The following is a 24237-nucleotide window of genomic DNA, read 5'->3' as shown; positions in this document are numbered from 1 at the left end:
AACAACAAAAAAACCCGGGCCGGAAGCGGCGGCGTGCACCACTCCCGGCCCGGAAAGGAACGGGTCTCACCGGCCGTTGAAGGCGTCCTTCAGCCGGGAGAACAGGCCCTGCTGGCCGGGTGCGAACTGGCCGGACGGCCGCTCCTCGCCGCGGAGCATGGCGAGCCGCCGCAGCAGCTCCTCCTGCTCCGGGTCGAGCTTGGTGGGCGTCTGCACCTCGACGTGCACTATCAGGTCGCCCCGGCCGCCACCGCGCAGGTGGGTGATGCCGCGGCCGTGCAGCGGGATCGACTGGCCGGACTGGGTGCCGGGCCGGATGTCGACCTCTTCCAGGCCGTCCAGGGTCTGCAGCGGCACCTGGGTGCCGAGTGCGGCGGCCGTCATCGGGATGGTGACGGTGCAGTGCAGGTCGTCACCGCGGCGCTGGAAGACGGCGTGGCTGGTCTCGGCGATCTCCACGTACAGGTCGCCGGCGGGGCCGCCGCCGGGGCCGACCTCGCCCTCGCCGGCCAGCTGGATCCGGGTGCCGTTGTCGACACCGGCGGGGATCTTCACCGTGAGGGTGCGGCGGGCCCGGACCCGGCCGTCGCCCGCGCACTCGGGGCACGGGGTCGGGACGACGGTGCCGAAGCCCTGGCACTGCGGGCAGGGCCGGGAGGTCATGACCTGGCCCAGGAAGGACCGGGTGACCTGGGAGACCTCGCCCTTGCCGCGACACATGTCACAGGTCTGCGCGGAGGTACCCGGCGCGGCGCCCTCGCCGTTACAGGTGGTGCAGGTGACGGCGGTGTCGACCTGGAGTTCCTTGGTGGTGCCGAACGCGGCCTCCTCCAGGGTGATCTCCAGTCGGATCATCGCGTCCTGCCCGCGGCGGGTGCGCGAACGCGGGCCGCGCTGGCCGGTCGCGGCGCCGAAGAAGGCGTCCATGATGTCGGAGAAGCCGAAGCCGGCCGCTCCGGCCCCGAAGCCGCCCGCACCGCCACCGTTCGGCGACAGCGGGTCGCCGCCGAGGTCGTACACCTGACGCTTCTGCGGATCGGAGAGCACCTCGTAGGCGGCGTTGATCTCCTTGAACCGCTCCTGCGTCTTCGGGTCCGGGTTGACGTCCGGGTGCAGTTCACGGGCGAGGCGCCGAAACGCCTTCTTGATCTCGTCCTGCCCCGCGTCGCGTCGGACGCCGAGTACCGCGTAGTAGTCCGTGGCCACCAAATGCTCCGGTTTGTTCCGCCTCTAGAAGTGCTTGCGAGAACTGCGTGACGGTCTCACGCAGCCTTGTTATGACTCGTCCAGGATCTGGCCGACGTATCGCGCCACCGCTCGCACCGCCCCCATTGTGCCCGGGTAATCCATCCGGGTCGGACCGATCACACCCAGCTTTGCCACGCTCTGGTCGCCCGAACCGTAACCGACGGAGACCACCGACGTGGAATTCAGGCCTTCATAGGCGTTCTCGTGGCCGATCCGGACCGTCATCGCCGAGTCCCCGGTCTCACCCAGCAGGCGCAGCAGCACCACCTGCTCCTCCAGTGCCTCGAGCACCGGACGGATGGAGAGCGGGAAGTCGTGGTTGAACCGGGTCAGGTTGGCGGTGCCCGCCAGCATGATCCGTTCCTCGTTCTGTTCGGCGAGCGTTTCGAACAGCACGGTCAGCACGGTGCTGACCGAGGGCCGGTCGGCCGGCTCGAAACTGGCCGGCAGGTCCTCCAGGAGGGTCGGCACCTCGGGCAGCCGACAGCCGCCCGCCATGCCGTTCAGCCTGGCCCGCAGGTCTCCCAGCACGGTCTCGCCGACCGGGCCGGGGCAGTCCACCATCCGCTGCTCGACCCGGCCGGTGTTGGTGATCAGCACCAGCATCAGCTTGGTCGGGGTGAGCGAGACGAGTTCGATGTGCCGCACGGTGGAGCGGGTCAGCGACGGGTACTGGACCACCGCGACCTGCCGGGTCAGCTGCGCCAGCAGCCGCACCGTACGGGCCACCACGTCGTCCAGGTCGACCGCGCCCTCCAGGAAGTGCCGGATCGCCCGGCGCTCCGGGGGCGTCATCGGCTTCACCTCGGCGAGGCGGTCGACGAACAGCCGGTAGCCCTTGTCGGTGGGGATCCGGCCCGCGCTGGTGTGCGGCTGGTGGATGAACCCGTCGTCCTCCAGCGCGGCCATGTCGTTGCGCACCGTGGCCGGTGAGACGCCCAGGTTGTGGCGCTCCACCAGGGCCTTGGAGCCGACCGGCTCCTCGGTGCCCACGTAGTCCTGCACGATCGCGCGGAGCACGGCCAGCCGTCGCTCGTCCAACGGGCGCACGGACGGGCGCGTGTCGATCAGGCGGCCGTCGGGCTTGCCGTCGTCCGGCATGTGCACGCACCTCCGTCGTCGTCCGTTGAACCGGTGGTCGATCCTCTCTGGCACTCAACTGGGCAGAGTGCCAGAACCGTACCTGCCAGTGTACGGCCCGGGCCTGATGGCAGGAACGGTCCGCCGACGTGATCCTCGACCGAAAACCGCGCCGACCGGCTCCCGCGGGCCGACGCGACCGCATTCCCATCGGATTCCCATCGTTTCGGATGGTGCCTGCGGGCCCCGCCGGTGGCAGCATCGAAGGCGAAGACGGCGAAGGAGGAGCAGCGATGTCGGCCTCACGGCAGCACTCCCGGTTCACCCCCGACCGCGGCCTGACCGGCCGGATGGTCACCACCATGTTCTTGATCGGCCTGCTCTATGTCGGCTTCACCGGGTTGCTGATCGTGCTGCTGCGCGGTGCCTGGCCCCTGGTGGTGCTGATCTCCGGCGGCCTGTTCGTCGCCCAGTTCTGGTTCTCCGACAAGATCACCGAACGGGCGATGGGCGCCCACCCGGTCTCCCCCGAGGAGTTCCCGCAGCTGCACGGCGCGGTCGACCGGCTGTGCGCGCTCGCCGACATGCCCAAGCCGCGCGTCGCGGTCGCCCACAACGACATGCCCAACGCCTTCGCCACCGGCCGGAACCCGGAAAACGCGGTGATCTGCGTGACCACCGGCCTGCTGCGCCGGCTGGAACCGGAGGAACTGGAGGGCGTCCTCGCCCACGAGCTCTCGCACGTCGCGCACCGCGACGTCGCGGTGATGACGGTGGCCGGATTCCTCGGCGTGCTGGCCGGCGCGATGACCCGGATCGCGCTGTACGGCGGAATGATGGGCGGCGGCAACCGGAACAGCAACGACTCCAACGCCGCGATCGCGATGATCATCGTCCCGCTGGTCTCGATGGTGGTGTACGCGATCAGCTTCCTGCTCACCCGGCTGCTCTCCCGCTACCGCGAGCTCGCCGCCGACCGGGCCGCCGCCCAGCTGACCGGGCGCCCCAGCGCACTGGCCTCCGCGCTGACCAAGGTGACCGGGCAGATCGCCGCCATCCCGACCGAGGACCTGCGCAAGGCCCAGCCGTACAACGCCTTCTACTTCGCGCCCGCGCTGAGCGCCAAGGAGACCGCCGCGCAGCTGTTCTCCACCCACCCGTCGCTGGAGCAGCGGCTCGCACAGCTGTCGAAGATCTCCTCCCAGCTCGGGCAGTGACCGCCTTGCTCGGGCAGTGACCGCCTTCCACCCTTGATCAAGGAGCTCGCCCCGTGGGATTCCTGGACGCCCTGTTCGGCCGCAGCAAGCCGGTGAAGCCGGACCTCGACCAGCTGTTCGGCATCCCGTCGGCCGCGCTCACCCTGCAGGCCGCCACCGGCTTCCTCCCCACCGGCCTCGGCTCGGTGTGCTTCGCCGCCGTCGAGGGCGGCGCCTTCGCCGAGGTCCAGTCCCAGGTCCGGGCCCTGCTCGACGCGGACACCGAACGCGGCGGCACCCCCGTCGAAGCCTCCCGCGACAACTACGGCTACTCCTGGCTGCTCGCCCGCCACACCCCCGACGAACTCCCCGACCTGGTCAACGACCTGCACGCGGTCAACAGCGAGCTGGAGGCCAACGGCTTCGGCCCGCAACTGCTCTGCTCGATCGTCGCCTTCCGCGACCGCGAGGGCCGCTCGCTGGGCCTGGTCTACCTGTACAAGCGCGGCACCTTCTACCCGATGTGCAAGCTCCCCGGCCAGGAGAAGCGCAACAACCCCCTGGAGATCGAGATCTCCAACCTGCTCCGCAACGACCTGCGCATCGAGTCCGACCTCTCCCGCTGGTTCCCGGTCTGGGGCGCCCCCGGCCTGGACGACTGAGGCTCCGCCCCAGGGTGGTCGTCCGTGACCGACTGGACCGCCCTGCCCGACCGTGATCCGTCCGAGGCCGAGCTGGCCGCCGTCCGCGAGGCGCTGCGCTCGCCCGACCCGGTGGAGCGCGACGAGCGCGCGTACTCCCGGCTGGCCGGCTGGATACCCGGGCTGGCCGAGGAACGCCGACTGGCGCTCGGCGACGCGATGGCGGACCGCTTCGGGGACCCCGAGATCCAGGCCCGGACGTTCGCGCCGCTGGTCCTGGGCCGCATCGTGCGAACCGGCAGCCTGCGCGCCGAGTGGCTCGCCGCGTTCGCCCGCTGGTACCCCGCCGAGACCGACCTGCGCGGGCACCACCCCGCGCTGGGCTGGCTTCACGCCGTCGCGCACGGCGCCGACCTGCTGGGCGCGTTCGGGCAGCACCCGGACGTCGACCCGGAGCCGCTGCTGGCGCTCGGCACGGCCCGGCTGCTCGCCCCGACCGGGCACGTCTTCGACGCGATGGAGGACGACCGGCTCGGCTGCGCGCTCGCGTTGACCCTGACCCGGCCCGAGCTGACGGAGTGCCAGGCCGTCGGCTGGCTGGACGCGGTGGCCGAGGTGTTCGCCGGCGGAGAGCCCGGGCCGGTGCCGGCCGAAGTGTCCAACACCCTGCGCACGCTGCGGGTGGTGCACCTGCTGGCGGTCCGGGGCGTGCGCCCGCAGTGGGGCGGCGCGGAGGTGCGGGCGCTGCCGCACGGGGCGGCGGTCGGGGAGCGGATCGCCGAGGTGCTGTCGACGGCCGCGCCGTACCTCGGCTGACGGACCGTCGGGGGCGGTTTCGTAGACTGCGGGGCATGCGCAGCAGGGAGTACGGGCCGGATCTGACCCCGCCGTGGAAGCGGCAGCAGCCCGCGCCGGAGGTGGCGGCGGAGCGGGATCTGGTGGTGGAGGATGCGGCGACCGGGTTCTGCGGGGCGGTGGTGCGGTGCGAACGGACCGCGGAGGGATTCACCGTCACGCTGGAGGACCGGTTCGGCAAGCACCGGGTGTTTCCGCTGGTGCCGCGCGGATTCCTGCTGGATGGACGGGTGGTGACGCTGGTCCGGCCGACCGGACCGGCCCCGCGGCGCGGGCCGGGGCGGACGGCGTCCGGGTCGATAGCGGTGCCCGGGGCGCGCGCCCGGGTGGCCCGCGAGTCGCGGATCTACGTCGAGGGCCGGCACGACGCCGAACTGGTCGAACGGGTCTGGGGCGACGACCTGCGGATCGAGGGCGTGGTGGTCGAGTACCTGGAGGGCGTCGACGACCTGCCCGCGATCGTCGCCGAGTTCGCCCCCGGCCCGGGCCGCCGGCTGGGCGTCCTGGTCGACCACCTGCTGCCCGGCACCAAGGAGCACCGGATCGCCGCACAGGTGACCGGCGACCACGTGCTGGTCGTCGGCCACCCGTACGTCGACATCTGGCAGGCCGTCAAACCGGCCGGCCTCGGCTTCGCGGCCTGGCCCGAGGTGCCGCGCGGCGAGGTGTGGAAGGAGGGCATCTGCCGCCGTCTCGGCTGGCCGGTGGACACCTCCGCCGCCTGGAAGCGGATCCTCGCCTCGGTGGACGGCTGGAAGGAACTGGAGCCGGAACTGCTCGGCCGGGTCGAGGAGTTGATCGACTTCGTCACTCAGTCCGGCACTGCCTGACAGCCACTCAGCTCGACACCGCCGACGGCAGGACGGTCTGCGTCGGGCTCGGCAGGGCGGACGGGTCGACTGCCTGCCCCACCACGATCCGCGTCGCGGGCACGCAGTCGGGCACGGACTCCACCACCACGGCCCGGAAGGTGGTGAACGCCCCGCCGGGGAATTCGGCCCGGCCCGCGGTCAGCAGCACCGTCGAGCCGGGCGGGACGAGCTTGGGGTCGATCCGCACCATGCCGGGGCCGTCGCCGGGCTGCACCAGGTCGGGCTGGGCGCGGGTCCCGGCCGGCTCCGGCAGCGTGCACTCCTCGGGCGTCCTGGCCTCCTCGATCCCGGCCGCCGGCACGCCGTACCGCTGCAGGGTGGCGACCATGTCCGGCAGGCCCGCCGGGTCGCGCAGTTGCAGCGCGATGGTGCCGTCCGGCTCCCTGGTCACCGCGTACGCGGCGGTGCCGCCGTGCTCGCCGCCGAGCGCCACGGGCAGCACCAGCGCGGTGGCCACGGCGGCCGCGCCGACCGCGAGTGCGGCCAGTACCGGGCGGCGGCGGAGCAGTCCCGGGCGGCGGGCGGGCTCGCGTTCGGCGGCGAGGACGGCCAGTTCCTCGCCGAGCCTGCGCTCGAAGTTGCTGGTGGACGGGGTTCGGTCGGAGCTGGTCACGAGGCCACCTCGATCATCGGGTCGGCGGGGGCGGCGGGGCGGGGCAGCAGCGGGCCCGGCCTCGGCAGGTCCTTGCGGGCGGGGCGGCGTTCGGCACCGAGCAGCCGCCGGGCGCGGTGCATGCGCACCCGGACGGTGGCCTGCGAGATGCCGAGCACCTGCGCGGTCTCGGCGGTGGTCAGGCCGTCCATGACGACCAGGTCGAGCACCTCCCGCAGCGGGGCGCTGAGCCCGGCGTGCCGCTGCGCGAGATCACGGACGGCCCGCTGGGCGTCGATCCGCTCCTCCAGGGCGAGGATGTCCTCCTCGTCGAGCAGCCGGCGGCCGGACAGCCGGCCGATCGCCCGGCGTTCGCGGTGGTCGCCGCGCCGGTACCCCGCGATGACGTACCGGGCGATGCCGTACAGCCAGCCGATCGCGGTGCCGCGCTCGGGCCGGTAGCTGCCGGCGGCCTCCAGCGCGGCGACGAAGATGTCCGCGGTGAGGTCGGCCGCCAGGTGGGGATCGCTGACCCGGCGGGTGACGAAGTCGAGTATGGCGTTGACGTGCAGGCGGTAGAACGCGCCGAAGCCGTCCGGAGTGGTCAGCTCCGGTGGACGGCCCTCGGGTCGCGCTTCGTGGCGTGGATGCTCACGGATGCGCATGCGTCCCTCCTCGGTCGGGGGACCCGGCGGGTCCCTTCACCGAGTACTTGGCCGCAGCCCGCCGGAGCGTTTCACGCCCGCCCGACTCCCCGATCGTCAGGTTGACGCCCGGGACCGGGTGGCGCGGCTCAGTCGACCAGGTCGCGGACCACCGCGTCGGCCAGCAGTCGGCCGCGCAGCGTCAGCGCCGCCCGGCCGTCCGCGTACGGGCCCGGCTCCAGCAGGCCGTCGGCGAGGGCCCGGTCGGCGGCCTTGCGGCCGGTGTCGGTGAGCAGGTCGAGCGGGCAGCCCTCGACCAGGCGCAGCTCCAGCAGGATCCGCTCGACCCGGCGGTCCTCACCGGCCAGCACCTCGCGGCCGAGCGCGGGCGTGCGGCCCTCGGCGAGCGCCTGCGCGTACGCGGCCGGGTGCTTGGCGTTCCACCAGCGGACCCCGCCGACGTGGCTGTGCGCGCCCGGGCCGGCGCCCCACCAGTCGGCGCCCGTCCAGTACAGCTCGTTGTGGCGGCACCGGCCCTCGGGCGTGGTGGCCCAGTTGGAGACCTCGTACCAGGCGTACCCGGCGGCGGCGAGCGCCTGCTCGGCCATCAGGTAGCGGTCGGCGTGCACGTCGTCGTCGATCATCGGCAGTTCGCCGCGCCGGACCCGGGCGGCCAGCCGGGTGCCGTCCTCGACGATCAGCGAGTACGCGGAGACGTGGTCGGGGCGGGCGCCGATCGCGGCGTCCAGCGAGGCCTGCCAGTCCTGGTCGGTCTCGCCGGGGGTGCCGTAGATCAGGTCCAGGTTGACGTGCTCGAAGCCGGCCTCGCGGGCCTCGGCGACGCACGCCTCGGGGCGGCCCGGGGTGTGGTGGCGGTCCAGGATCCGCAGCACGTGCGGGCGGGCGCTCTGCATGCCGAAGGAGATCCGGTTGTAGCCGCCCTCGCGCAGCTCGGCCAGGTACGCCGGGTCCACCGACTCCGGGTTGGCCTCGGTGGTGACCTCCGCGCCCTCCGCGAGGCCGAACTCCTCGCGCAGCGCGGCCAGCATCCGCACCAGGTCGCGGGCGGGCAGCAGGGTGGGCGTGCCGCCGCCGAGGAACACCGTCTGCACCGGCAGCTCGGCGTCACCGAGGATGCGCCGGGCCAGCCGGATCTCGGCGATCACGTTGTCGGCGTAGGTGTCCTGCGAGGCAACGGTGCCCGAGGACCGCAGTTCGGTGGCGGTGTAGGTGTTGAAGTCGCAGTAGCCGCAGCGGCTGGCGCAGTACGGCACGTGCAGGTAGAAACCGAACGGCCGGGCGCCGAGTCCGTCCAGGGCGTGGGCGGGCAGCGAACCGTCGGACGGCACGGGTTCGCCGTCGGGAAGTGCGGAGGGCATGCGCCCATTGTCCGGTACGGCCCGCGAAAGTCCGAAGGCCGTACCGGAACCGTGGGTGCTCAGGCCTCGTTGGCACCCGCGTACATCGCGGTCACCCGGTCGGCGTAGGTCTTCTCCACCACCGGGCGCTTGATCTTCAGGCTGGGGGTGAGCTCGCCGTGCTCGATGTCCAGGTCGCGCGGGAGCAGGGCGAACTTCTTGATCGTCTGCCAGCGCTGCAACTCGCCGTTGAGGCGCTTCACGAAGCCGTCGATCAGCTCCACGGTGGCCGGGGCCTCCACCACCTCGGCGTACGACTTCCCCGCCATGCCGTGCTCGGCCGCCCACGGCATGATCACCGTCTCGTCCAGGCCGATCAGCGCGGTGCAGTAGTTGCGGCCGTTGCCGATCACCAGGATGTTGCTGACGAACGGGCAGATCGCCTTGAACTTGCCCTCGACCTCGCTCGGCGCGACGTACTTGCCGCCGGAGGTCTTGAACATGTCCTTCTTGCGGTCGGTGATCCGCAGGTAGCCGCCCGCGCCGAGCTCGCCGATGTCGCCGGTGTGGAACCAGCCGTCCGACTCCAGCACCTCGGCGGTCTGCTCGGGCATCTCGTGGTAGCCGCGCATGACGCCCGGGCCGCGCAGCAGGATCTCGCCGTCCTCGGCGATCCGCACCTCGGTGCCGGGCAGCGGGAGGCCGACCGTGCCGACCCGGAAGTCCTCCGCCCGGTTCACGGTGGAACCGGCCGAGGTCTCGGTCAGGCCGTAGCCCTCCAGCACCGGGACGCCCGCGCCCTTGAAGAAGTAGCCGATCTCCGGGGCGAGCGCCGCGCTGCCGGACACCGCGCCGCGCAGCCGGCCGCCGAACGCCGCCTTGATCTTGGTGTACACCAGCTTGTCGGCCAGCGCGTGCTGCAGCCGCAGGCCCAGCGGGGCGCTCTCGTGGCCGTGCGCGATCTTGTTGGCCTGGATGGTCTGCGCGTAGTCGCGGGCCACCTTCGCCGCCCACAGGAAGATCTTGTACTTGGCGCCGCCCTCGGCCCGGGCCTTGCCGGCGATGCCGTTGTAGACCTTCTCGAAGATCCGCGGCGCGGACGCCATCAGGGTCGGACGGATCACCGGCAGGTTGTGGATGATCCGGTCCACCCGGCCGTCCACCGCCATCACGTGGCCGGTGGCGATCTGGCCGGAGATCAGCGTCTTGCCGAACACGTGCGACAGCGGCAGCCACATGAACTGCACGTCGTCCGAGCGCAGCAGCCCGCTCTCCTCCTGCGCCACGCCCTCGTACGACCAGCAATCGTGCACCAGGCGCACGCCCTTGGGGCGGCCGGTGGTGCCGGAGGTGTAGATCAGGGTGGCGAGCTGTTCCTTGTCCAGTGAATCGATCGCCTTGTCGACGGCGTCCGGGTTCTCCTTCAGGTACGCGGCGCCGCGCTGCTCCAGCTCGGCCAGCGTCAGCACCGTAAGGCCCTCGGCCTGCGGCGCGTCCTCACCCGCCTGGTCGAACAGGATCACGTACTCCAGCGCGGGCAGCTCGGGCTTCTGCTCGACGGCCTTGCGCAGCTGGCCGGCGTTCTCGGCGAACAGCGCGCGGCTGCCGGAGTTGGCCAGGATGAACGCAGTCTCGTCGGAGTTGGTGCTCGGGTAGACCGTGGTGGTGGCCGCGCCGGCGCACATGTTGCCCAGGTCGGCGAGGATCCACTCGATCCGGGTGGCGGAGGCGATCGCCACCCGGTCCTCGGCCCGGATGCCCAGCGCCATCAGGCCGGCCGCGACCGCGCGGATCCGCTCGTTCGCCTGCGCCCAGGTCAGCGACCGCCACTGCTCCGCACCCGGCGCGCTGTCCGCGGCCTGCTCGTCCACCGGGACCGGGTATCGGTAGGCCTCACCGTTCGGAGTGGCCTTTACCCTGCTGAGCAGAAGGTGCGCCACGGAGGGCGGGCGCCGCTCGATCATGGACTGCGCGGAACTCAACGAGGACCTCCGGGGACGGGTGGACCGAGAGTGGGTAAGCGACGGCCGTGGGGGCGGCCGGCAACCGACTTAACCGGTGAGTAACAAGAGGGCATTCAGCAGCCTAGGGGGTGAAAAGCCGTTCCGTAAGGGGGTGACGTGAGCTGGCACACTCACGGGGCGGAAGTGCAGGCACAGCGCAGGCTCAGAGTGCAGGCCCGGTCAACGGGTGAAGCTTTTTCACAAGTACCCGAATTTGGGATGCGCGCGTCCCACTCGACGACGAGAGTGTCACGGTGCTTTTCAGACTCCTACGGGCCCACCTCGGCCCCTACTCCCGCGACATCACAGTGCTGGTACTGCTCCAGCTGATCTCCACCATCGGCATGCTGTACCTGCCGACGCTGAACGCCGACATCATCGACAGCGGCGTCCTCAAGGGCGACACCGGGTACATCCTGCGGGTCGGCGGCGTGATGGTCGGCGTCTCGCTCGCCCAGGCCGTCTGCTCGATCGGCGCGGTCTACTACGGCGCCCGCACCGCGATGGCCGTCGGCCGCGACCTGCGCGCCGGGGTGTTCTCCCAGGTGCAGGAGTTCTCCGCCCGCGAGCTCAACCAGTTCGGCGCGCCCTCGCTGATCACCCGCACCACCAACGACGTCCAGCAGGTCCAGATGCTGGCGATGATGTCCTTCACGCTGATGGTCGCCGCGCCGATCATGTGCGTCGGCGGCATCATCATGGCGCTCAACCAGGACGTGCCGCTGTCCGGCCTGCTGCTGGCCGTGGTGCCGGCGCTGGGCATCGTCGTCACCGTGCTGGTCAGCAAGATGCGGCCGCAGTTCCGCGGCATGCAGGAGCGCATCGACACGGTCAACCGGATCATGCGCGAGCAGATCACCGGCATCCGGGTCATCCGCGCCTTCGTCAAGGACAACCACGAGAAGCAGCGCTTCACCGGCGCCAACGGCGAACTCGCCGACTACTCGCTGCGGGTCGGCCGGCTGATGTCGCTGATGTTCCCGATCGTCATGGGCGTGGTGAACATCTCCAGCGTCGCCGTGTTCTGGTTCGGCGCGCAGCGCATCGACAGCAACAGCATGCAGATCGGCGCGCTCACCGCTTTCCTCTCCTACCTGATGCAGATTCTGATGAGCGTCATGATGGCCACCTTCATGTTCATGATGGTGCCGCGCGCCGAGGTCTGCGCCGAGCGCATCCAGGAAGTGCTGAGCACTCCCTCCAGCGTCGTCCCGCCGCTCGCCCCCGTCACCGAACTGCGCGCCCACGGCACGCTGGAGCTGCGCGGCGTCGACTTCCGCTACCCCGGCGCCGAGGTGCCCGTGCTGCGCGGCATCGACCTGACCGCCCGGCCCGGCGAGACCACCGCCGTGATCGGCTCCACCGGCGCCGGCAAGACCACCCTGCTCGGACTCGTCCCTCGGCTCTTCGACGCCACCGGTGGCGAGGTGCTGATCAACGGCGTGGACGTCCGCGACATCGACCCGCAGAAGCTGTCCGAGGTCATCGGCTTCGTCCCGCAGAAGCCGTACCTGTTCTCCGGCACCGTCGCCTCGAACCTGCGCTACGGCAAGCCCGAGGCCACCGACGAGGAACTCTGGCACGCCCTGGAAATCGCCCAGGCCAAGGACTTCGTGGAGAAGCTCCCCGAGGCCCTGGACGCCCCGGTCGCGCAGGGCGGCACCAACCTCTCCGGCGGCCAGCGTCAGCGCCTGGCGATCGCCCGGGCCCTGGTCCGCAAGCCCGAGATCTACCTGTTCGACGACTCCTTCTCGGCCCTCGACTACGCCACCGACGCCCGGCTGCGCGCCGCACTCAGCGGGGAGACCGCGGACGCCACGGTGGTGATCGTCGCCCAGCGCGTCTCCACCATCCGCGACGCCGACCGGATCATCGTCCTCGACGAGGGCGCCGTCGTCGGCACCGGCACCCACCAGGAGCTGATGGCCGACAGCCCGACGTACCGGGAGATCGTGCTCTCCCAGCTCACCGAGCAGGAGGCCGCGGCGTGACCACCCCCGACAGCCCCGACGTGACCGAGCCCGACGTGGCCGTGCCCGACGTGACCGAGCCCGACGTGACCGAGCCTGTGGCGAACACGCCCGACCTGACCAAGGCCGGTGCCGGAACGACCGGATCGAAGCCCGCCAAGCCCGACCTGGCCAAGGCCAGTGCCGGAGCCGGAGCGAACGAGGCGGAGCAGGAGCCGGTCTCCACCTCGCAGGAGGCGGCCGCCCGCCGCGGCGGGCCCGGACCCGCGCGCTTCGCGGGCGCCCAGGGCACCGAGAAGGCCAAGGACCTCGGCGGCTCCGCCAAGCGCCTGCTCGGCATGCTCAAGCCCGAGCGCAACCTGATCCTCAGCGTGCTCGGATTCGGCGCGCTCTCCGTCGCCTGTGCGGTGGCCGGCCCCTGGGTGCTCGGCAAGGCGACCGACCTGATCGTCGCCGGAGCCACCGGACCACGCTTCACCGGCGCCCCGAGCAAGCAGGCCGTGCTCGAAGGCCTGCGCGCCAGGGGCGAGGGCAACATCGCCGACCTGCTCGCCTCGATCGACTTCACCCCCGGCCAGGGCATGGACTTCGGCGCCATCGGCACCATCCTGCTCTGGGTGCTGGGTATCTACCTGGCCGCCGTGGTGTTCGGTGTGGTCCAGGGCCGGCTGAGCGCGCTGGCGATCAACCGCACGGTGTTCCGGCTGCGCGAGGAGGCCGAGGCGAAGCTGGCCCGGCTGCCGCTCAGCTACTTCGACCGCCAGCCGCGCGGCGAGGTGCTGAGCCGGGTCACCAACGACATCGACAACATCCAGCAGTCGATGCAGCAGACCATGGGACAGGTCGTCAACTCCCTGCTGACCATCGTCGGCGTGCTGATGATGATGTTCTGGATCTCCCCTCTGCTGGCTCTGATCGCACTGATCTCCGTTCCCGTTTCGGTGGTGGTCGCCGCCAAGGTCGGCAAGCGGGCCCAGCCTCAGTTCATCAAGCAGTGGGGCTCCACCGGCAAGCTGAACGCCCACATCGAGGAGATGTTCACCGGGCACAGCGTGGTGAAGGTCTTCGGCCGCCAGCAGGAGGCCAAGGACCTCTTCCAGCAGGAGAACCAGGCACTCTACGAAGCCTCCTTCCGTGCGCAGTTCATCTCGGGCATCATCCAGCCCGCGATGATGCTGGTCGGCAACATCAACTACGTGCTGGTCGCGGTGGTCGGCGGTCTGCGGGTGGCCAGCGGTGCGCTGTCCATCGGTGACGTCCAGGCGTTCATCCAGTACTCCCGTCAGTTCAGCCAGCCGCTCAGCCAGGTCGCCTCGATGGCCAACCTGGTGCAGTCGGGTGTGGCCTCCGCCGAGCGGGTCTTCGAACTGCTCGACGCCAACGAGCAGTCCCCCGAGCCGCAGCGCCCGGAGCGCCCCGCCGAGGTGCACGGCCGCGTCGCCTTCGAGGACGTCTCCTTCCGCTACGACCCGGAGAAGCCGCTCATCGAGGGCCTCTCCCTGAAGGTCGAACCCGGCCACACCGTGGCTATCGTCGGCCCAACCGGTGCCGGCAAGACCACCATGGTCAACCTCCTGATGCGTTTCTACGAGGTCAGCAGCGGCCGGATCACCCTCGACGGCGTGGACATCGCCGCGATGTCCCGCGAGGAGCTGCGCTCCGGCATCGGCATGGTGCTCCAGGACACCTGGCTGTTCGGCGGCACCATCGCCGAGAACATCGCCTACGGTGCCGAGTCCGCCACCCGCGAGCAGGTGATCGCGGCGGCGAAGGCCGCGCACGTGGACCGCTTCGTGCGCACCCTCCCCGACGGCTACGACACCGTCCTGGACGACGAGGGCACCGGAGTCAGCGCGGGCGAGAAGCAGCTGATCACCATCGCCCGGGCCTTCCTCGCCCAGCCCTCGATCCTGGTACTGGACGAGGCGACCAGCTCCGTCGACACCCGTACCGAGGTGCTGATCCAGCGTGCGATGGCGGAGCTGCGCACCGGCCGCACCAGCTTCGTGATCGCCCACCGCCTCTCCACCATCCGGGACGCCGACGTGATCCTGGTGATGGAGAACGGTTCGATCGTCGAGCAGGGCAACCACGACCAGCTGATCGCTGCCGACGGCGCCTACGCCCGGCTGTACCAGGCGCAGTTCGCCCAGGCGGTGGCCGAGGTCGACTGACACGACGTCAGCGTGCTGCCCGGCCGCCCGGCCCGACCGGTCCGCCGCCCTGGGGGAGGTCCGCACCGCGGGCCTCCCCCTCGCGTATCGCGGCGAGGGCGAGAGCCGGGGCGGTGGTGACTGGCGCCAGGATGGTCGCGGTGATTGCGGTGGCCCGGTGGGTGGTGGTCGGGTCGGTGATGGGGTCGGTGATGGTCGGGTCAGTGGCGGTCAGGGTGGCCGGGTCGGTGGTGGAGGCGGCGATCACGGTGGTGGCGGGCCGTCCGGCCGGGCGCTGACCGAGCAGGGTGGAGCTCAGGGCGAGCGCCATGCCCAGCAGCTGCACCGCGTTGAGGGACTGGCCGAGAGCGGCCCAGCCGATCACTGCCGCCGACACCGGGCTGAGCAGGCCCAGGAAGGCGACCGAGGTGGCGGGCAGACGACCGATGCCGCGGAACCAGACCCAGTACGCCAGCGCGGTGTTGGCCACCGCGAGGTAGCCGTACCCGAGCAGGTTGGTGCCGCTGAGCGCGGGCGGGGCACCCTCGACCAGAGCGGCCACCGGGAGCAGCAGCAGACCGCCGGCGGTGAGCTGCCAGCCCGTCAGCGCGAGTGGGCCGACGCCCTCGGGGCGCCCCCAGCGCTTGGTGAGCACCGTGCCGGCGGCCATCGCCCCGGCCCCGGCGAGACCGGCCAGCACGCCTATGGCGTCCAGCCGGGCGGTGGCGCGCAGCACCACCAGGGCTACGCCGAACACTCCGACGGTGCCGGCCAGCAGGGCCCGCCGCCCGAACCGCTCCCCCAGCAGGGGTACGGCCAGCCCGGCGGCCAGCAGCGGCTGTATCGCGCCGAGGACGGCGGCCACGCCGCCGGGCAGGCGGTAGGCGGCGACGAAGAGCAGGGCGAAGAAGACGCCGATGTTGAGCGTGCCCAGCACCGCCGAGCGCCACCACCAGGAACCGCTGGGCAGTCGTCGGGTGACGGCCAGCAGCACCAGTCCGGCGGGCAGGGCGCGGAGAGTCGCAGTGAGCAACGGCCGGTCTGCGGGAAGCAGTTCGGTCGTCACGGCATAGGTGGAGCCCCACGCGAGCGGGGCGAGCGCGGTGAGAGCTACGGTTCGCATGAGAGATAGCTTAGCAGCAAGTTACTTGCTGTCGAGTCAATTAGCGAAAGCAAACTCGCCGCTCACCCGCTCACTCCCGAGCAGCCCTGTGCCACACTGGCGAAATGGACCGAGTTGACCGACGCAGCACTGCACACGACCCCGTGGACGCGATCGCCGACCAGTGGCGGCACGAGCGCCCGGACCTCGCCCACCGCACGGAGGCGATGGCCGCGTTCGGCCGGGTGCACCGGGTCTCCCGCGCGGTCAGCGACCTGATGGAGCAGGTCTACGCGCAGTTCGGCATCGGCCTGGGCGAGTTCGACGTCCTGGCCACCCTGCGCCGCGCCGGGGAGCCGTTCTCACTGTCGCCGCGCGAGCTGACCGCGACTCTGATGCTCACCACCGGCGGCATGACCGGCCGGCTGGACAAGCTGGAGCGGGCCGGCCTGGTCACCCGCTCCCCCGACCCGAACGACCGTCGCGGCCTGCGGATCACCCTTACCGACTTCGGCCGGGAGACGGTCGACCAGGCCGTGGCCGCGGGTACGGCCGTCCAGCAGCGGATCATCGACCGGCTCGGCGAACAGCGACTGTCCGAGCTGAACACGCTGCTCCGGGATCTGCTGCACAGCGTGGAGTCCCGCTAGTACCCCGCAACGACCCGCTTCCGCCACCCACTGCGGCCGTCACACCGAGCGGCCGTTCCGCTGAACGCTCACGCAGCCGTCCCACCCAAAGTTCGCACGACCGCCCCGCCTGACGCCGGATCAATACCGGCCTGCCGCCCCGGCCGTTCGGCGCGCTACCGTTGGCAGGTGCCCGATCCGACCGCCATCGACACCGCGCCTTCCGGCCCCGTCGACGCCTTCCAGGCCGAGCGCCGCTACCTGGGCGCGGTGGCCTACCGCCTGCTCGGCTCGGTCGCCGATGCCGAGGACGTGCTGCAGGAGGCCTGGCTGCGCTGGCAGTCGGCCGACCGGTCGGGCATCGCCGAGCCGCGCGCCTACCTGACCACGGTGGTGACCAGGCTCTGCTACGACCAGCTGGGTTCGGCCCGGGCGCGCCGGGAGGCGTACTTCGGCGAGTGGCTGCCGGAGCCGTTGCTGAGCACCGCGGAGTCCCCCGCCGAACTGGCCGAGGTCGGTGAGGCGGTGTCGGTGGCGATGCTGGCGGTGATGGAGCAGCTGACTCCGGCCGAGCGGGCGGCGTTCGTGCTGCACGACGTGTTCGCGGTGGGTTTCGAGGAGATCGCCTCGGCGTTGGACCGCTCCCCCGAGGCCACCCGGCAGCTCGCCTCGCGGGCCCGCCGCCGGGTTCGGGACGGCGGCCGCCGCAGCACTGTCGACCCGGCCGAACACCGCCAGGTGGTGACGGCGTTCATCGCCGCGGCAACCGGCGGCGATCTGATGACGCTGATGGAGGTGCTCGACCCCGAGGTGGTCTGGCACGCCGACGGTGGTGGCATCGTCAGCGCGGGCCGCCGTCCGCTTCTCGGCGCGCTCCATGTGGGCCGGCTGGTGCGCAAGATCGCCGAGCGTTCGGTGGATGTGGAGCGCCCGCTGGTGCCGATGCTGGTCAACGGCGAGCTGGGTGCGGTCTGGTACTCGAGCCCGGGCGTGATCGGCGGCGTGCTCGCGTTCACCGTCGCGGACGGCCGGGTCACCTCCGCGTACGCGATGGTGAACCCCGAGAAGCTCACCCACCTCTCGGGGGCGTGACACAGGTCACGGTCACACTCCCGCAGTGTGCCCCGTCCCCCTTCCGTATCCGCCACCCGGCGGGGTCCGTGAAGGAGGACGAGATGACTGGCAAGCACATCGTGGTGATCGGCGCGGGCTACGCGGGACTGTCCGCGGCCGCCGGGATCGGCCGTGGGCCGGACCGGGTCACCCTGATCGCCCCGGAGCGGCGCTTCGCCCACCGGGTCCGCCAGCACGAGATCGCCGTCGGCCGCCGGCCCTCCCGGCCCGACATCGCCCACGTGCTGCGCGGCCGCAAGGTCGACCACCTCGCCACCCGGGTCGTCGAGCTCGACCTGGCCGGGCGGAAGGTGGTCACCGAGGACGGCAAGCGGATCGCGTACGACACCCTGGTGTACGCGCTCGGCAGCCGGGTCGCCTGGAGCGACGTGCCCGGCGCCGCCGAGCACGCCTACTCGGCCGAGCAGGCCGAGGAACTGCACCGCCGGATCACCGACGCGCCGGCACCTGGGACGATCGCGGTGGTCGGCGGCGGCGCGACCGGCATCGAGCTGGCCACCGAACTCGCCGAGGCCCACCCGTCCTGGCAGGTCCGGCTGGTGGCGTCCGGCCCGGTCGGCGGCTGGCTGTCGGCGCGCGGGCGGGCACACGTCCTGGCGGTGCTCCACCGACTCCGGGTCCAGGTGGACGAGGCACACCAGGTCACGGCCGTCACCGCCGCCGGGTTGGAGACGCCGGCCGGCCCGATCCCCGCCGACGTGGTGGTGTGGGCCGGCTCGCTGGAACCGCACCCGCTCGCCGCCGACTCCGGCCTGGCCGTCACCGAACGCGGCCAGGCCGTGGTGGACGACCACCTGCGCTCGGTGTCGCACCCCGACGTGTACGTGGCCGGGGACGCCGCCGCCACCAAGGTGCCCGGCATCGGACAGCTGCGGATGGCCTGCGCCACCGCCCAGCCGCAGGGCCGCTACCTGGGCAAACTGCTCACCGGGCGCACCGACAAGCCGTTCTCGTTCCGCTACCTCACCCAGTGCCTGAGCCTGGGCCGCGGCGAGGCGCTGGTGCAGATGATCCACGGCGACGACTCGATGAAGCCGCGGGTGGTGACCGGGGCGGCTGGTCGGCTGGTCAAGTCGGTGATCGTCAACGTGCTGCCGCTGACGCTGCGCTGACCGGCAGCCGGCCCCGGGAGCGGAGTCGATTCGCCATCAGGAAACGGCAACGGGCCGGGGCCCCGGGTGGGGACCCCGGCCCGCTGGGCCGACCGTGGGAACTACTTCTTTTCCTTCGGCGGCTCCGCGTCCGTCGACAGCGCGGCGATGAAGGCCTCCTGCGGGACCTCCACGCGACCGACCATCTTCATCCGCTTCTTGCCTTCCTTCTGCTTCTCCAGCAGCTTGCGCTTACGCGAGATGTCACCGCCGTAGCACTTGGCGAGAACGTCCTTGCGGATCGCGCGGACCGTCTCACGGGCGATCACCCGGGAGCCGATCGCGGCCTGGATCGGCACCTCGAACTGCTGGCGCGGGATCAGCTTCTGCAGCTTGCCGGCCATCATCACGCCGTAGTTGTAGGCCTTGTCCTTGTGCACGATCGCGGAGAACGCGTCCACCGCGTCGCCGTGCAGCAGGATGTCGACCTTGACCAGGTTGGCGGACTGCTCGCCGATGGGCTCGTAGTCCAGCGAGGCGTAGCCGCGGGTCTTGGACTTCAGCTGGTCGAAGAAGTCGAAGACGATCTCGGCCAGCGGCAGGGTGTAGCGCAGCTCCACCCGGTCCTCGGAGAGGTAGTCCATGCCCTGCAGGTTGCCGCGGCGGGACTGGCAGAGCTCCATGATCGCGCCGACGAACTCGTTGGGCGCCAGGATGGTGCCGCGCACGACCGGCTCGTACACCTCGGCGATCTTGCCGGTCGGGAACTCGCTCGGGTTGGTGACGGTGTGCTCGGTGCCGTCCTCCATGATCACCCGGTAGATCACGTTCGGGGCGGTGGAGATCAGGTCGAGGTTGAACTCGCGCTCCAGGCGCTCCCGGATGATCTCCAGGTGCAGCAGGCCGAGGAAGCCACAGCGGTAGCCGAAGCCGAGGGCGACCGAGGTCTCCGGCTCGTAGGCCAGTGCGGCGTCGTTCAGGCGCAGCTTGTCGAGGGCGTCGCGGAGCAACGGGTAGTCCGAGCCGTCCAGCGGGTAGAGGCCGGAGAACACCATCGGGCGCGGGTCCTTGTAGCCGCCGAGCGGCTCGGTGGCACCCTTGTGCTGCGAGGTGATGGTGTCACCGACCTTGGACTGCCGGACGTCCTTCACACCGGTGATGATGTAGCCCACCTCGCCGACACCGAGGCCGTCTGCGACCTTCGGCTCCGGCGAGATGACGCCGATCTCCAGCAGCTCGTGGGTCGCGCCGGTGGACATCATGGCGATCCGCTCACGCTTGGTGAGCTGGCCGTCGACCACTCGCACGTAGGTGACCACGCCGCGGTAGGCGTCGTACACCGAGTCGAAGATCATCGCGCGGGCCGGGGCGTCCTTGATTCCGACCGGGGCGGGGATCTTCTCGACCACGTGGTCGAGCAGGTCCTCGACGCCGAGGCCGGTCTTCGCGGAGACCTTCAGCACGTCGGCCGGGTCACAGCCGATGATGTGCGCGATCTCGGCCGCGTACTTCTCGGGCTGGGCGGCCGGCAGGTCGATCTTGTTGAGCACCGGAATGATGGTGAGGTCGTTCTCCAGCGCCAGGTACAGGTTGGCGAGGGTCTGCGCCTCGATGCCCTGGGCCGCGTCGACCACAAGGATGGTTCCCTCGCAGGCCGCGAGGGAGCGGGACACCTCGTACGTGAAGTCCACGTGGCCGGGGGTGTCGATCATGTTGAGGATGTGCGTCTTGCCCGCGTTCTCACCGGTCCGCGGCGCCCACGGAAGGCGGACGGCCTGCGACTTGATGGTGATGCCGCGCTCGCGCTCGATGTCCATCCGGTCGAGGTACTGGGCGCGCATCTGCCGGGGGTCCACCACGCCGGTGATCTGCAGCATCCGGTCGGCGAGCGTCGACTTGCCGTGGTCGATGTGGGCGATGATGCAGAAGTTGCGAATCACCGCCGGGTCAGTACGGCTGGGCTCTGGCACGTTGCTGGGGGTCGCGGGCACCTTGGTCCGATTTCTGATCCGATCAATATGGTTCCGCCCATCCTCCCATGCCCGAGGCCCGACCGGTCTTTCCACCCGGGCGGGCATGCGGCACGATCTCCGCATGATCTTGGAAAGCGCCCTGCTCGACGTCCGCCCCGGCCAGGAGAACGACTTCCTCGCCGCCTTCGTCCAGGCCCGGCCGCTGATCGCCGCCCAGCGGGGTTTCCGCTCCCTCGAACTGCGCCGCTGCCTGGACGGCGGCCGCACCTCGCGCTTTCTGCTGCAGGTCGAATGGGAGACCCTGGAGGACCACACCGAGGGCTTCCGCCGCTCCCCCGAGTACGAACGCTGGCGCGAGCTGCTGCACCACTACTACGACCCGTTCCCGACGGTCGAGCACTATGGCGAGCCGCTGATCAGCGACTGACGGGACACCGGTCGCGTTCGCGCCGCCGGTCCGGTTTGGGCGGCACGGGACGGCCCTGGTAGCGTGGGCCGCTGCACTCCGCCCTCGGCATGCCCTCTCGGCTGGTACCGGCGGCGGGCGGTGCAACCCGTTGAACTGCCGATTCACACAGACTGAGGCTCTTTCGTGGCGAACATCAAGTCCCAGATCAAGCGCAACAAGACCAACGAGAAGGCGCGCCTGCGCAACAAGGCCGTCAAGTCCTCGCTGAAGACCGCTCTGCGCAAGGCCCGCGAGGCCGCTGCCGCCGGTGAGAACGAGAAGGCCGTCGAGCTGGCTCGCGCCGCCTCCAAGGCCCTCGACAAGGCCGTCAGCAAGGGCATCATCCACAAGAACCAGGCCGCCAACAAGAAGTCGGCGATCACCAAGCGCGTCAACGTCGCTGCCTGATCCTGGTCCTTCCCGTACGGCCCGGCCGTACGACCCGGTGCTCCGGCACCACCTAGGACGGCGTGAATCCGCGGCCCTCTACCCGCCACCGCCGACCGTCCGCTCCCGGGAATCCGGCCCTCTACCCGGATTTCCGACGAGCTGCACCACCCGTACCGCACGCGGCCTGCGTTCGCCACGCGGGTGCGGTACCCAGATGAACCACGGAAAGTACCCGCTCAGGGCACTTCCCCCAACTGCCCGCCCGGTCCCCACCGGGCGGGCAGTTCGCGTTTCCGGGCCCGGTCGACTGCCGCCCGCCCGGCAGCCATGGTGTCCAACCACCGCGCAGAGAAAGGGGATCGGCGCGAACGATGCAGCGAGGTAGGGTGCGTGGGTGCCTGACACTGCCCGTGCGTGACCAACTACTCGGGGGAACGATGTCGACTCCGCCGCCGCATCAGCTCCAGGGCCACCGCTCCACCAGCAGCTTCTCGCGCAACCCCCGCACCTCACCGGCCACAGGCGTCAGAACGGGCACGGTCACCACCATCGGCCCCGACGGGCCCTCCAACGCCAGCGACAACCCGAACGGAACCGGCACAGACGGCCCGGGCCCGGGCCGTCCCCGGCACGGACTGTGGTGGGGCATCGGCGGCGCCCTGATGGCCTCGGCAGTGTGGGCGGCGACCATCCTGACAGTCCCCGCACTGATCAACGGCGACTCGACACCGAGCGCCCGAAGCGTGGCCGGCTACCGGACGGTCGACGACCTGTGCACCACCGCCCGCCTCACCACCTTCAGCCAGCTGTACCCAGTCCCGACGGGCACCCCCTACCACTACACGACGCGCCACCGGGCGTTGGACGAGATGTACTGCAGCCAGTACCGCAAGAAGGTCGGCGGCGACCAGGACTACTACACCCTCTACCTGCAGGTGCAGCTCCACCACGAGGTGGACCCGCGCCCGGAGTTCGACGCACAGCGCGAGGGACTGGCCCAACGCCACTACCAGGTCAGTCCGGTACCCGGCCTCGGCGACGCGGCCTACATCGGCTACCTCGACGACCCCGACCGCGGCACCCCGGGCTCGCACTACCTCACCCAGGTCCTGTACGTCCGCCAGGGCGGTATGACCTGCTACACCAGCTGGTCCGCCTCCTACCAGGACGGCAGAGGCACCGCCCCCGACCGGGAGCAGGTCCGCACCGCACTTCTGTCCGACACCCGTGAACTGCTGCGCACCCTCGGCGGATCCACCTGACCCACTCCGGGGCTCCGCCCGACCGATACGGGAGATCGCCCGAGCCGATTCGGCGGGGCCGCCTCGGAAACGTTGCCGGGCGCGGCTCAGCACGGGCGTGACTGATACAGGCGTGGCTTGAGTAGGGGCAGGCTCAGTACGGGCGAGAGCCGGCCCGGGAAGCCCGGGCCACGGCGACCACTGCGCGCTCCAGGGCGTACGCCGGGTCGTCGGAGCCGCCCTTCACGGCCGCGTCTGCCTCCGCGACGGCAGTGAGGGCCGCGGCCACGCCGTCGCCCGTCCAGCCACGCATCTGCTGGCGGACCCGGTCCACCTTCCACGGCGGCATGCCCAGTTCGCGGGCCAGGTCGCCAGGGCGCATGTTCCGGCCCGCGGTGGCGAGTCGGCCGATGCTGCGAACCCCAGAGGCGAGTGCGTACGTGATACCCGTGGGCGGCTGGCCGACAGCCAGCGCCCAACGCAGCCGCTCCAGCGCTTCGGCGGCCCGACCGGTGACGGCGAGATCGGCCACCTCGAAGCCCGTCGCCTCCGCCCGGCCGCTGTAGTACTTCGCGACCGCAGTCTCGTCGATCGGGCCCTCGATGTCCGCCGTCAACTGGCTGCACGCGGCCGACAGTTCGCGCAGGTCGCTGCCCAGCGAGTCGAGCAGCGCCTGGCACGCCTCCGGGCTGGCGGCCCTCCCCAAGGTACGGAACTCGTTGCGGATGAACGCCAGCTTCTCGCTCGCCTTGGTGAGCTTGGCGCACAGCACTTCCCGCGCGCCCGCCTTCTTCGCCGCGTCCAGCAGCCCCTTGCCCTTGGCCCCGCCCGCGTGCACCAGCACCATGATCACTTCTTCGGCCGGCGTCTCCAGGTACGCCTTGACCTCCTTGACCGCGTCGGCCGCAAGGTCCTGCGCAGCCCGGACCACGATCACCTTCCGCTCCGCGAAGAGCGAGGGGGTGGTGAGTTCGGCCAACTGCCCGGCCTGCAGTGCTCCCGGCGCGAGATCGCGCACATCCGTCTCCGGATCCGCCGCCTTCGCCGCCGCCACCACCGCGGCGACCGCGCGGTCCAGCAGCAGCTCTTCCTGGCCGACCGCAACGGTCAGCGGGGCAAGCAGGTCCTCGGGTGCACTCTTCCTGGCCATCGCCTACCAGGATCGCACGCCGTACCGACAGGCCTGCTCCGGCACGTCCCATCAGGGCAGACCCCCGGAGCGGAATCTGGGGTGGGGCCGCCGCCGTTCCGCCCACGGGGCTGGGGAGAATGTTGGCGTGATCAAGAACAATGACCGTCAATTGCTCGTCCTTTCCGACCGCGACGCGGCGGATGAGATTGCCGAGGAGTTGAGTGCGCGCTGGCCCGACCTGGGCGACGTGGAGGTGGTCCGGGACGCCCTCGCCGGGGAGGACGACGCCGAGGACGCCCAGTGGATCGTGGTCGTCGAGGCACCCGAGGACGAGGGCTGGACACCGCAGCTGCTGACCGAACTCGACCGGCTCGTCGCCGAGCAGGACGGGTGGCGCGAGCAGGACTGACCCACCCGCCCCGGCCCGCAGGTCCCCTCTGGTTCCCGTCCGAGCGAGGTGACCCCACCCGCTCGGACGGGCGCTC

At 71.1% G+C, this 24237-nt stretch carries 22 protein-coding genes; 13 read left to right on the top strand and 9 right to left on the bottom strand.

Annotated elements, in window-relative coordinates; translation table 11 throughout:
- Positions 1-66 precede the first annotated feature (66 nt).
- Complete coding sequence (gene dnaJ / locus ACGFWJ_RS10320; RefSeq protein ID WP_387643140.1) at positions 67-1206, bottom strand: molecular chaperone DnaJ; 1140 nt, start codon at positions 1204-1206, stop codon at positions 67-69.
- A gap of 69 nt (positions 1207-1275) precedes the next feature.
- Positions 1276-2349: a heat-inducible transcriptional repressor HrcA gene (gene hrcA, locus ACGFWJ_RS10315; protein WP_387861498.1), complete on the bottom strand. Its 1074-nt coding sequence runs from the start codon at positions 2347-2349 to the stop codon at positions 1276-1278.
- A 272-nt stretch (positions 2350-2621) separates the two neighbouring features.
- Here hrcA and htpX point away from each other — a divergent pair, with 272 nt between their 5' ends.
- Genes htpX through ACGFWJ_RS10295 form a run of 4 tightly spaced genes read left to right on the top strand, consistent with a single transcriptional unit; the run spans position 2622 to position 5850 of the window.
- The gene (gene htpX, locus ACGFWJ_RS10310) at positions 2622-3545 is read left to right on the top strand and encodes a zinc metalloprotease HtpX (RefSeq protein WP_392947336.1); all 924 of its coding nucleotides are present in this window, start codon (positions 2622-2624) and stop codon (positions 3543-3545) included.
- A 53-nt stretch (positions 3546-3598) separates the two neighbouring features.
- Positions 3599-4186, top strand: coding sequence for a hypothetical protein (locus ACGFWJ_RS10305; protein WP_387643137.1), 588 nt, complete (start codon positions 3599-3601; stop codon positions 4184-4186).
- A 24-nt stretch (positions 4187-4210) separates the two neighbouring features.
- Positions 4211-4981, top strand: coding sequence for a DUF2785 domain-containing protein (locus ACGFWJ_RS10300; protein WP_392947333.1), 771 nt, complete (start codon positions 4211-4213; stop codon positions 4979-4981).
- Positions 4982-5016: 35 nt separating this feature from the next.
- Positions 5017-5850, top strand: a complete 834-nt coding sequence (locus ACGFWJ_RS10295; RefSeq protein ID WP_392947330.1) for a DUF3097 domain-containing protein — start codon at positions 5017-5019, stop codon at positions 5848-5850.
- A 7-nt stretch (positions 5851-5857) separates the two neighbouring features.
- Here ACGFWJ_RS10295 and ACGFWJ_RS10290 read toward each other — a convergent pair whose 3' ends face one another.
- The 4 genes from ACGFWJ_RS10290 to ACGFWJ_RS10275 all read right to left on the bottom strand — a co-directional run bounded on the left by ACGFWJ_RS10290 (position 5858) and on the right by ACGFWJ_RS10275 (position 10468).
- Positions 5858-6505 carry a hypothetical protein gene (locus ACGFWJ_RS10290; protein ID WP_392947328.1) on the bottom strand — a complete coding sequence of 216 codons (648 nt, stop codon included), beginning with the start codon at positions 6503-6505 and terminating at the stop codon, positions 5858-5860.
- Positions 6502-7149, bottom strand: coding sequence for an RNA polymerase sigma factor (locus tag ACGFWJ_RS10285; protein WP_392947325.1), 648 nt, complete (start codon positions 7147-7149; stop codon positions 6502-6504). The genes ACGFWJ_RS10290 and ACGFWJ_RS10285 overlap by 4 nt, the downstream gene beginning before the upstream one ends.
- A 128-nt stretch (positions 7150-7277) precedes the next feature.
- The gene (gene hemW / locus ACGFWJ_RS10280; RefSeq protein WP_387861505.1) at positions 7278-8507 is read right to left on the bottom strand and encodes a radical SAM family heme chaperone HemW; all 1230 of its coding nucleotides are present in this window, start codon (positions 8505-8507) and stop codon (positions 7278-7280) included.
- A gap of 59 nt (positions 8508-8566) precedes the next feature.
- Positions 8567-10468 (bottom strand): AMP-dependent synthetase/ligase, encoded by a 1902-nt coding sequence (locus ACGFWJ_RS10275; RefSeq protein WP_392947322.1) that lies wholly within the window; start codon positions 10466-10468, stop codon positions 8567-8569.
- 275 nt (positions 10469-10743) lie between these two features.
- Here ACGFWJ_RS10275 and ACGFWJ_RS10270 point away from each other — a divergent pair, with 275 nt between their 5' ends.
- Entirely contained in the window at positions 10744-12480 is a 1737-nt protein-coding gene (locus tag ACGFWJ_RS10270; protein ID WP_392947319.1) for an ABC transporter ATP-binding protein, read from the top strand.
- A gap of 146 nt (positions 12481-12626) precedes the next feature.
- Complete coding sequence (locus ACGFWJ_RS10265) at positions 12627-14633, top strand: ABC transporter ATP-binding protein (RefSeq protein WP_392947974.1); 2007 nt, start codon at positions 12627-12629, stop codon at positions 14631-14633.
- Positions 14634-14640: 7 nt separating this feature from the next.
- Here the strand turns inward: ACGFWJ_RS10265 and ACGFWJ_RS10260 are convergent, their stop codons facing one another.
- Positions 14641-15735, bottom strand: a complete 1095-nt coding sequence (locus ACGFWJ_RS10260) for an EamA family transporter (protein ID WP_392947317.1) — start codon at positions 15733-15735, stop codon at positions 14641-14643.
- 104 nt (positions 15736-15839) lie between these two features.
- Between ACGFWJ_RS10260 and ACGFWJ_RS10255 the strand changes: the two genes are divergently transcribed.
- The 3 genes from ACGFWJ_RS10255 to ACGFWJ_RS10245 all read left to right on the top strand — a co-directional run bounded on the left by ACGFWJ_RS10255 (position 15840) and on the right by ACGFWJ_RS10245 (position 18589).
- A complete protein-coding gene (locus tag ACGFWJ_RS10255; protein ID WP_392947315.1) occupies positions 15840-16364 on the top strand; it encodes a MarR family winged helix-turn-helix transcriptional regulator in 525 nt (174 codons plus the stop codon).
- A gap of 168 nt (positions 16365-16532) precedes the next feature.
- Entirely contained in the window at positions 16533-17435 is a 903-nt protein-coding gene (sigJ, locus tag ACGFWJ_RS10250) for an RNA polymerase sigma factor SigJ (RefSeq protein WP_392947312.1), read from the top strand.
- 83 nt (positions 17436-17518) lie between these two features.
- Entirely contained in the window at positions 17519-18589 is a 1071-nt protein-coding gene (locus tag ACGFWJ_RS10245) for an NAD(P)/FAD-dependent oxidoreductase (RefSeq protein WP_387643126.1), read from the top strand.
- Between the two features lie 101 nt (positions 18590-18690).
- Here ACGFWJ_RS10245 and lepA read toward each other — a convergent pair whose 3' ends face one another.
- Positions 18691-20559, bottom strand: coding sequence for a translation elongation factor 4 (gene lepA / locus ACGFWJ_RS10240; RefSeq protein WP_392947310.1), 1869 nt, complete (start codon positions 20557-20559; stop codon positions 18691-18693).
- A 103-nt stretch (positions 20560-20662) separates the two neighbouring features.
- Here lepA and ACGFWJ_RS10235 point away from each other — a divergent pair, with 103 nt between their 5' ends.
- From ACGFWJ_RS10235 to ACGFWJ_RS10225, 3 genes are all read left to right on the top strand, one after another.
- Positions 20663-20968 carry an antibiotic biosynthesis monooxygenase family protein gene (locus ACGFWJ_RS10235; RefSeq protein WP_387643124.1) on the top strand — a complete coding sequence of 102 codons (306 nt, stop codon included), beginning with the start codon at positions 20663-20665 and terminating at the stop codon, positions 20966-20968.
- Between the two features lie 165 nt (positions 20969-21133).
- Complete coding sequence (gene rpsT / locus ACGFWJ_RS10230) at positions 21134-21397, top strand: 30S ribosomal protein S20 (RefSeq protein ID WP_035862702.1); 264 nt, start codon at positions 21134-21136, stop codon at positions 21395-21397.
- Positions 21398-21816: 419 nt separating this feature from the next.
- The gene (locus tag ACGFWJ_RS10225; RefSeq protein ID WP_392947305.1) at positions 21817-22641 is read left to right on the top strand and encodes a hypothetical protein; all 825 of its coding nucleotides are present in this window, start codon (positions 21817-21819) and stop codon (positions 22639-22641) included.
- Between the two features lie 133 nt (positions 22642-22774).
- On the opposite strand, the gene holA is transcribed toward ACGFWJ_RS10225, so the two are convergent.
- Entirely contained in the window at positions 22775-23770 is a 996-nt protein-coding gene (holA, locus tag ACGFWJ_RS10220; RefSeq protein WP_387643122.1) for a DNA polymerase III subunit delta, read from the bottom strand.
- A 127-nt stretch (positions 23771-23897) separates the two neighbouring features.
- On the opposite strand from holA, the gene ACGFWJ_RS10215 reads away from it, so the two are divergent.
- A complete protein-coding gene (locus ACGFWJ_RS10215) occupies positions 23898-24161 on the top strand; it encodes a hypothetical protein (protein ID WP_387643121.1) in 264 nt (87 codons plus the stop codon).
- The last annotated feature ends 76 nt before the right edge of the window (positions 24162-24237 follow it).

It is taken from the genome of Kitasatospora sp. NPDC048407 (genome assembly GCF_043200475.1).
Taxonomy (GTDB): Bacteria; Actinomycetota; Actinomycetes; order Streptomycetales; family Streptomycetaceae; genus Kitasatospora.
The sequence above is the reverse complement of the archived record's forward strand: the minus strand, read 5'-3'. Positions and strand labels throughout refer to the sequence as shown.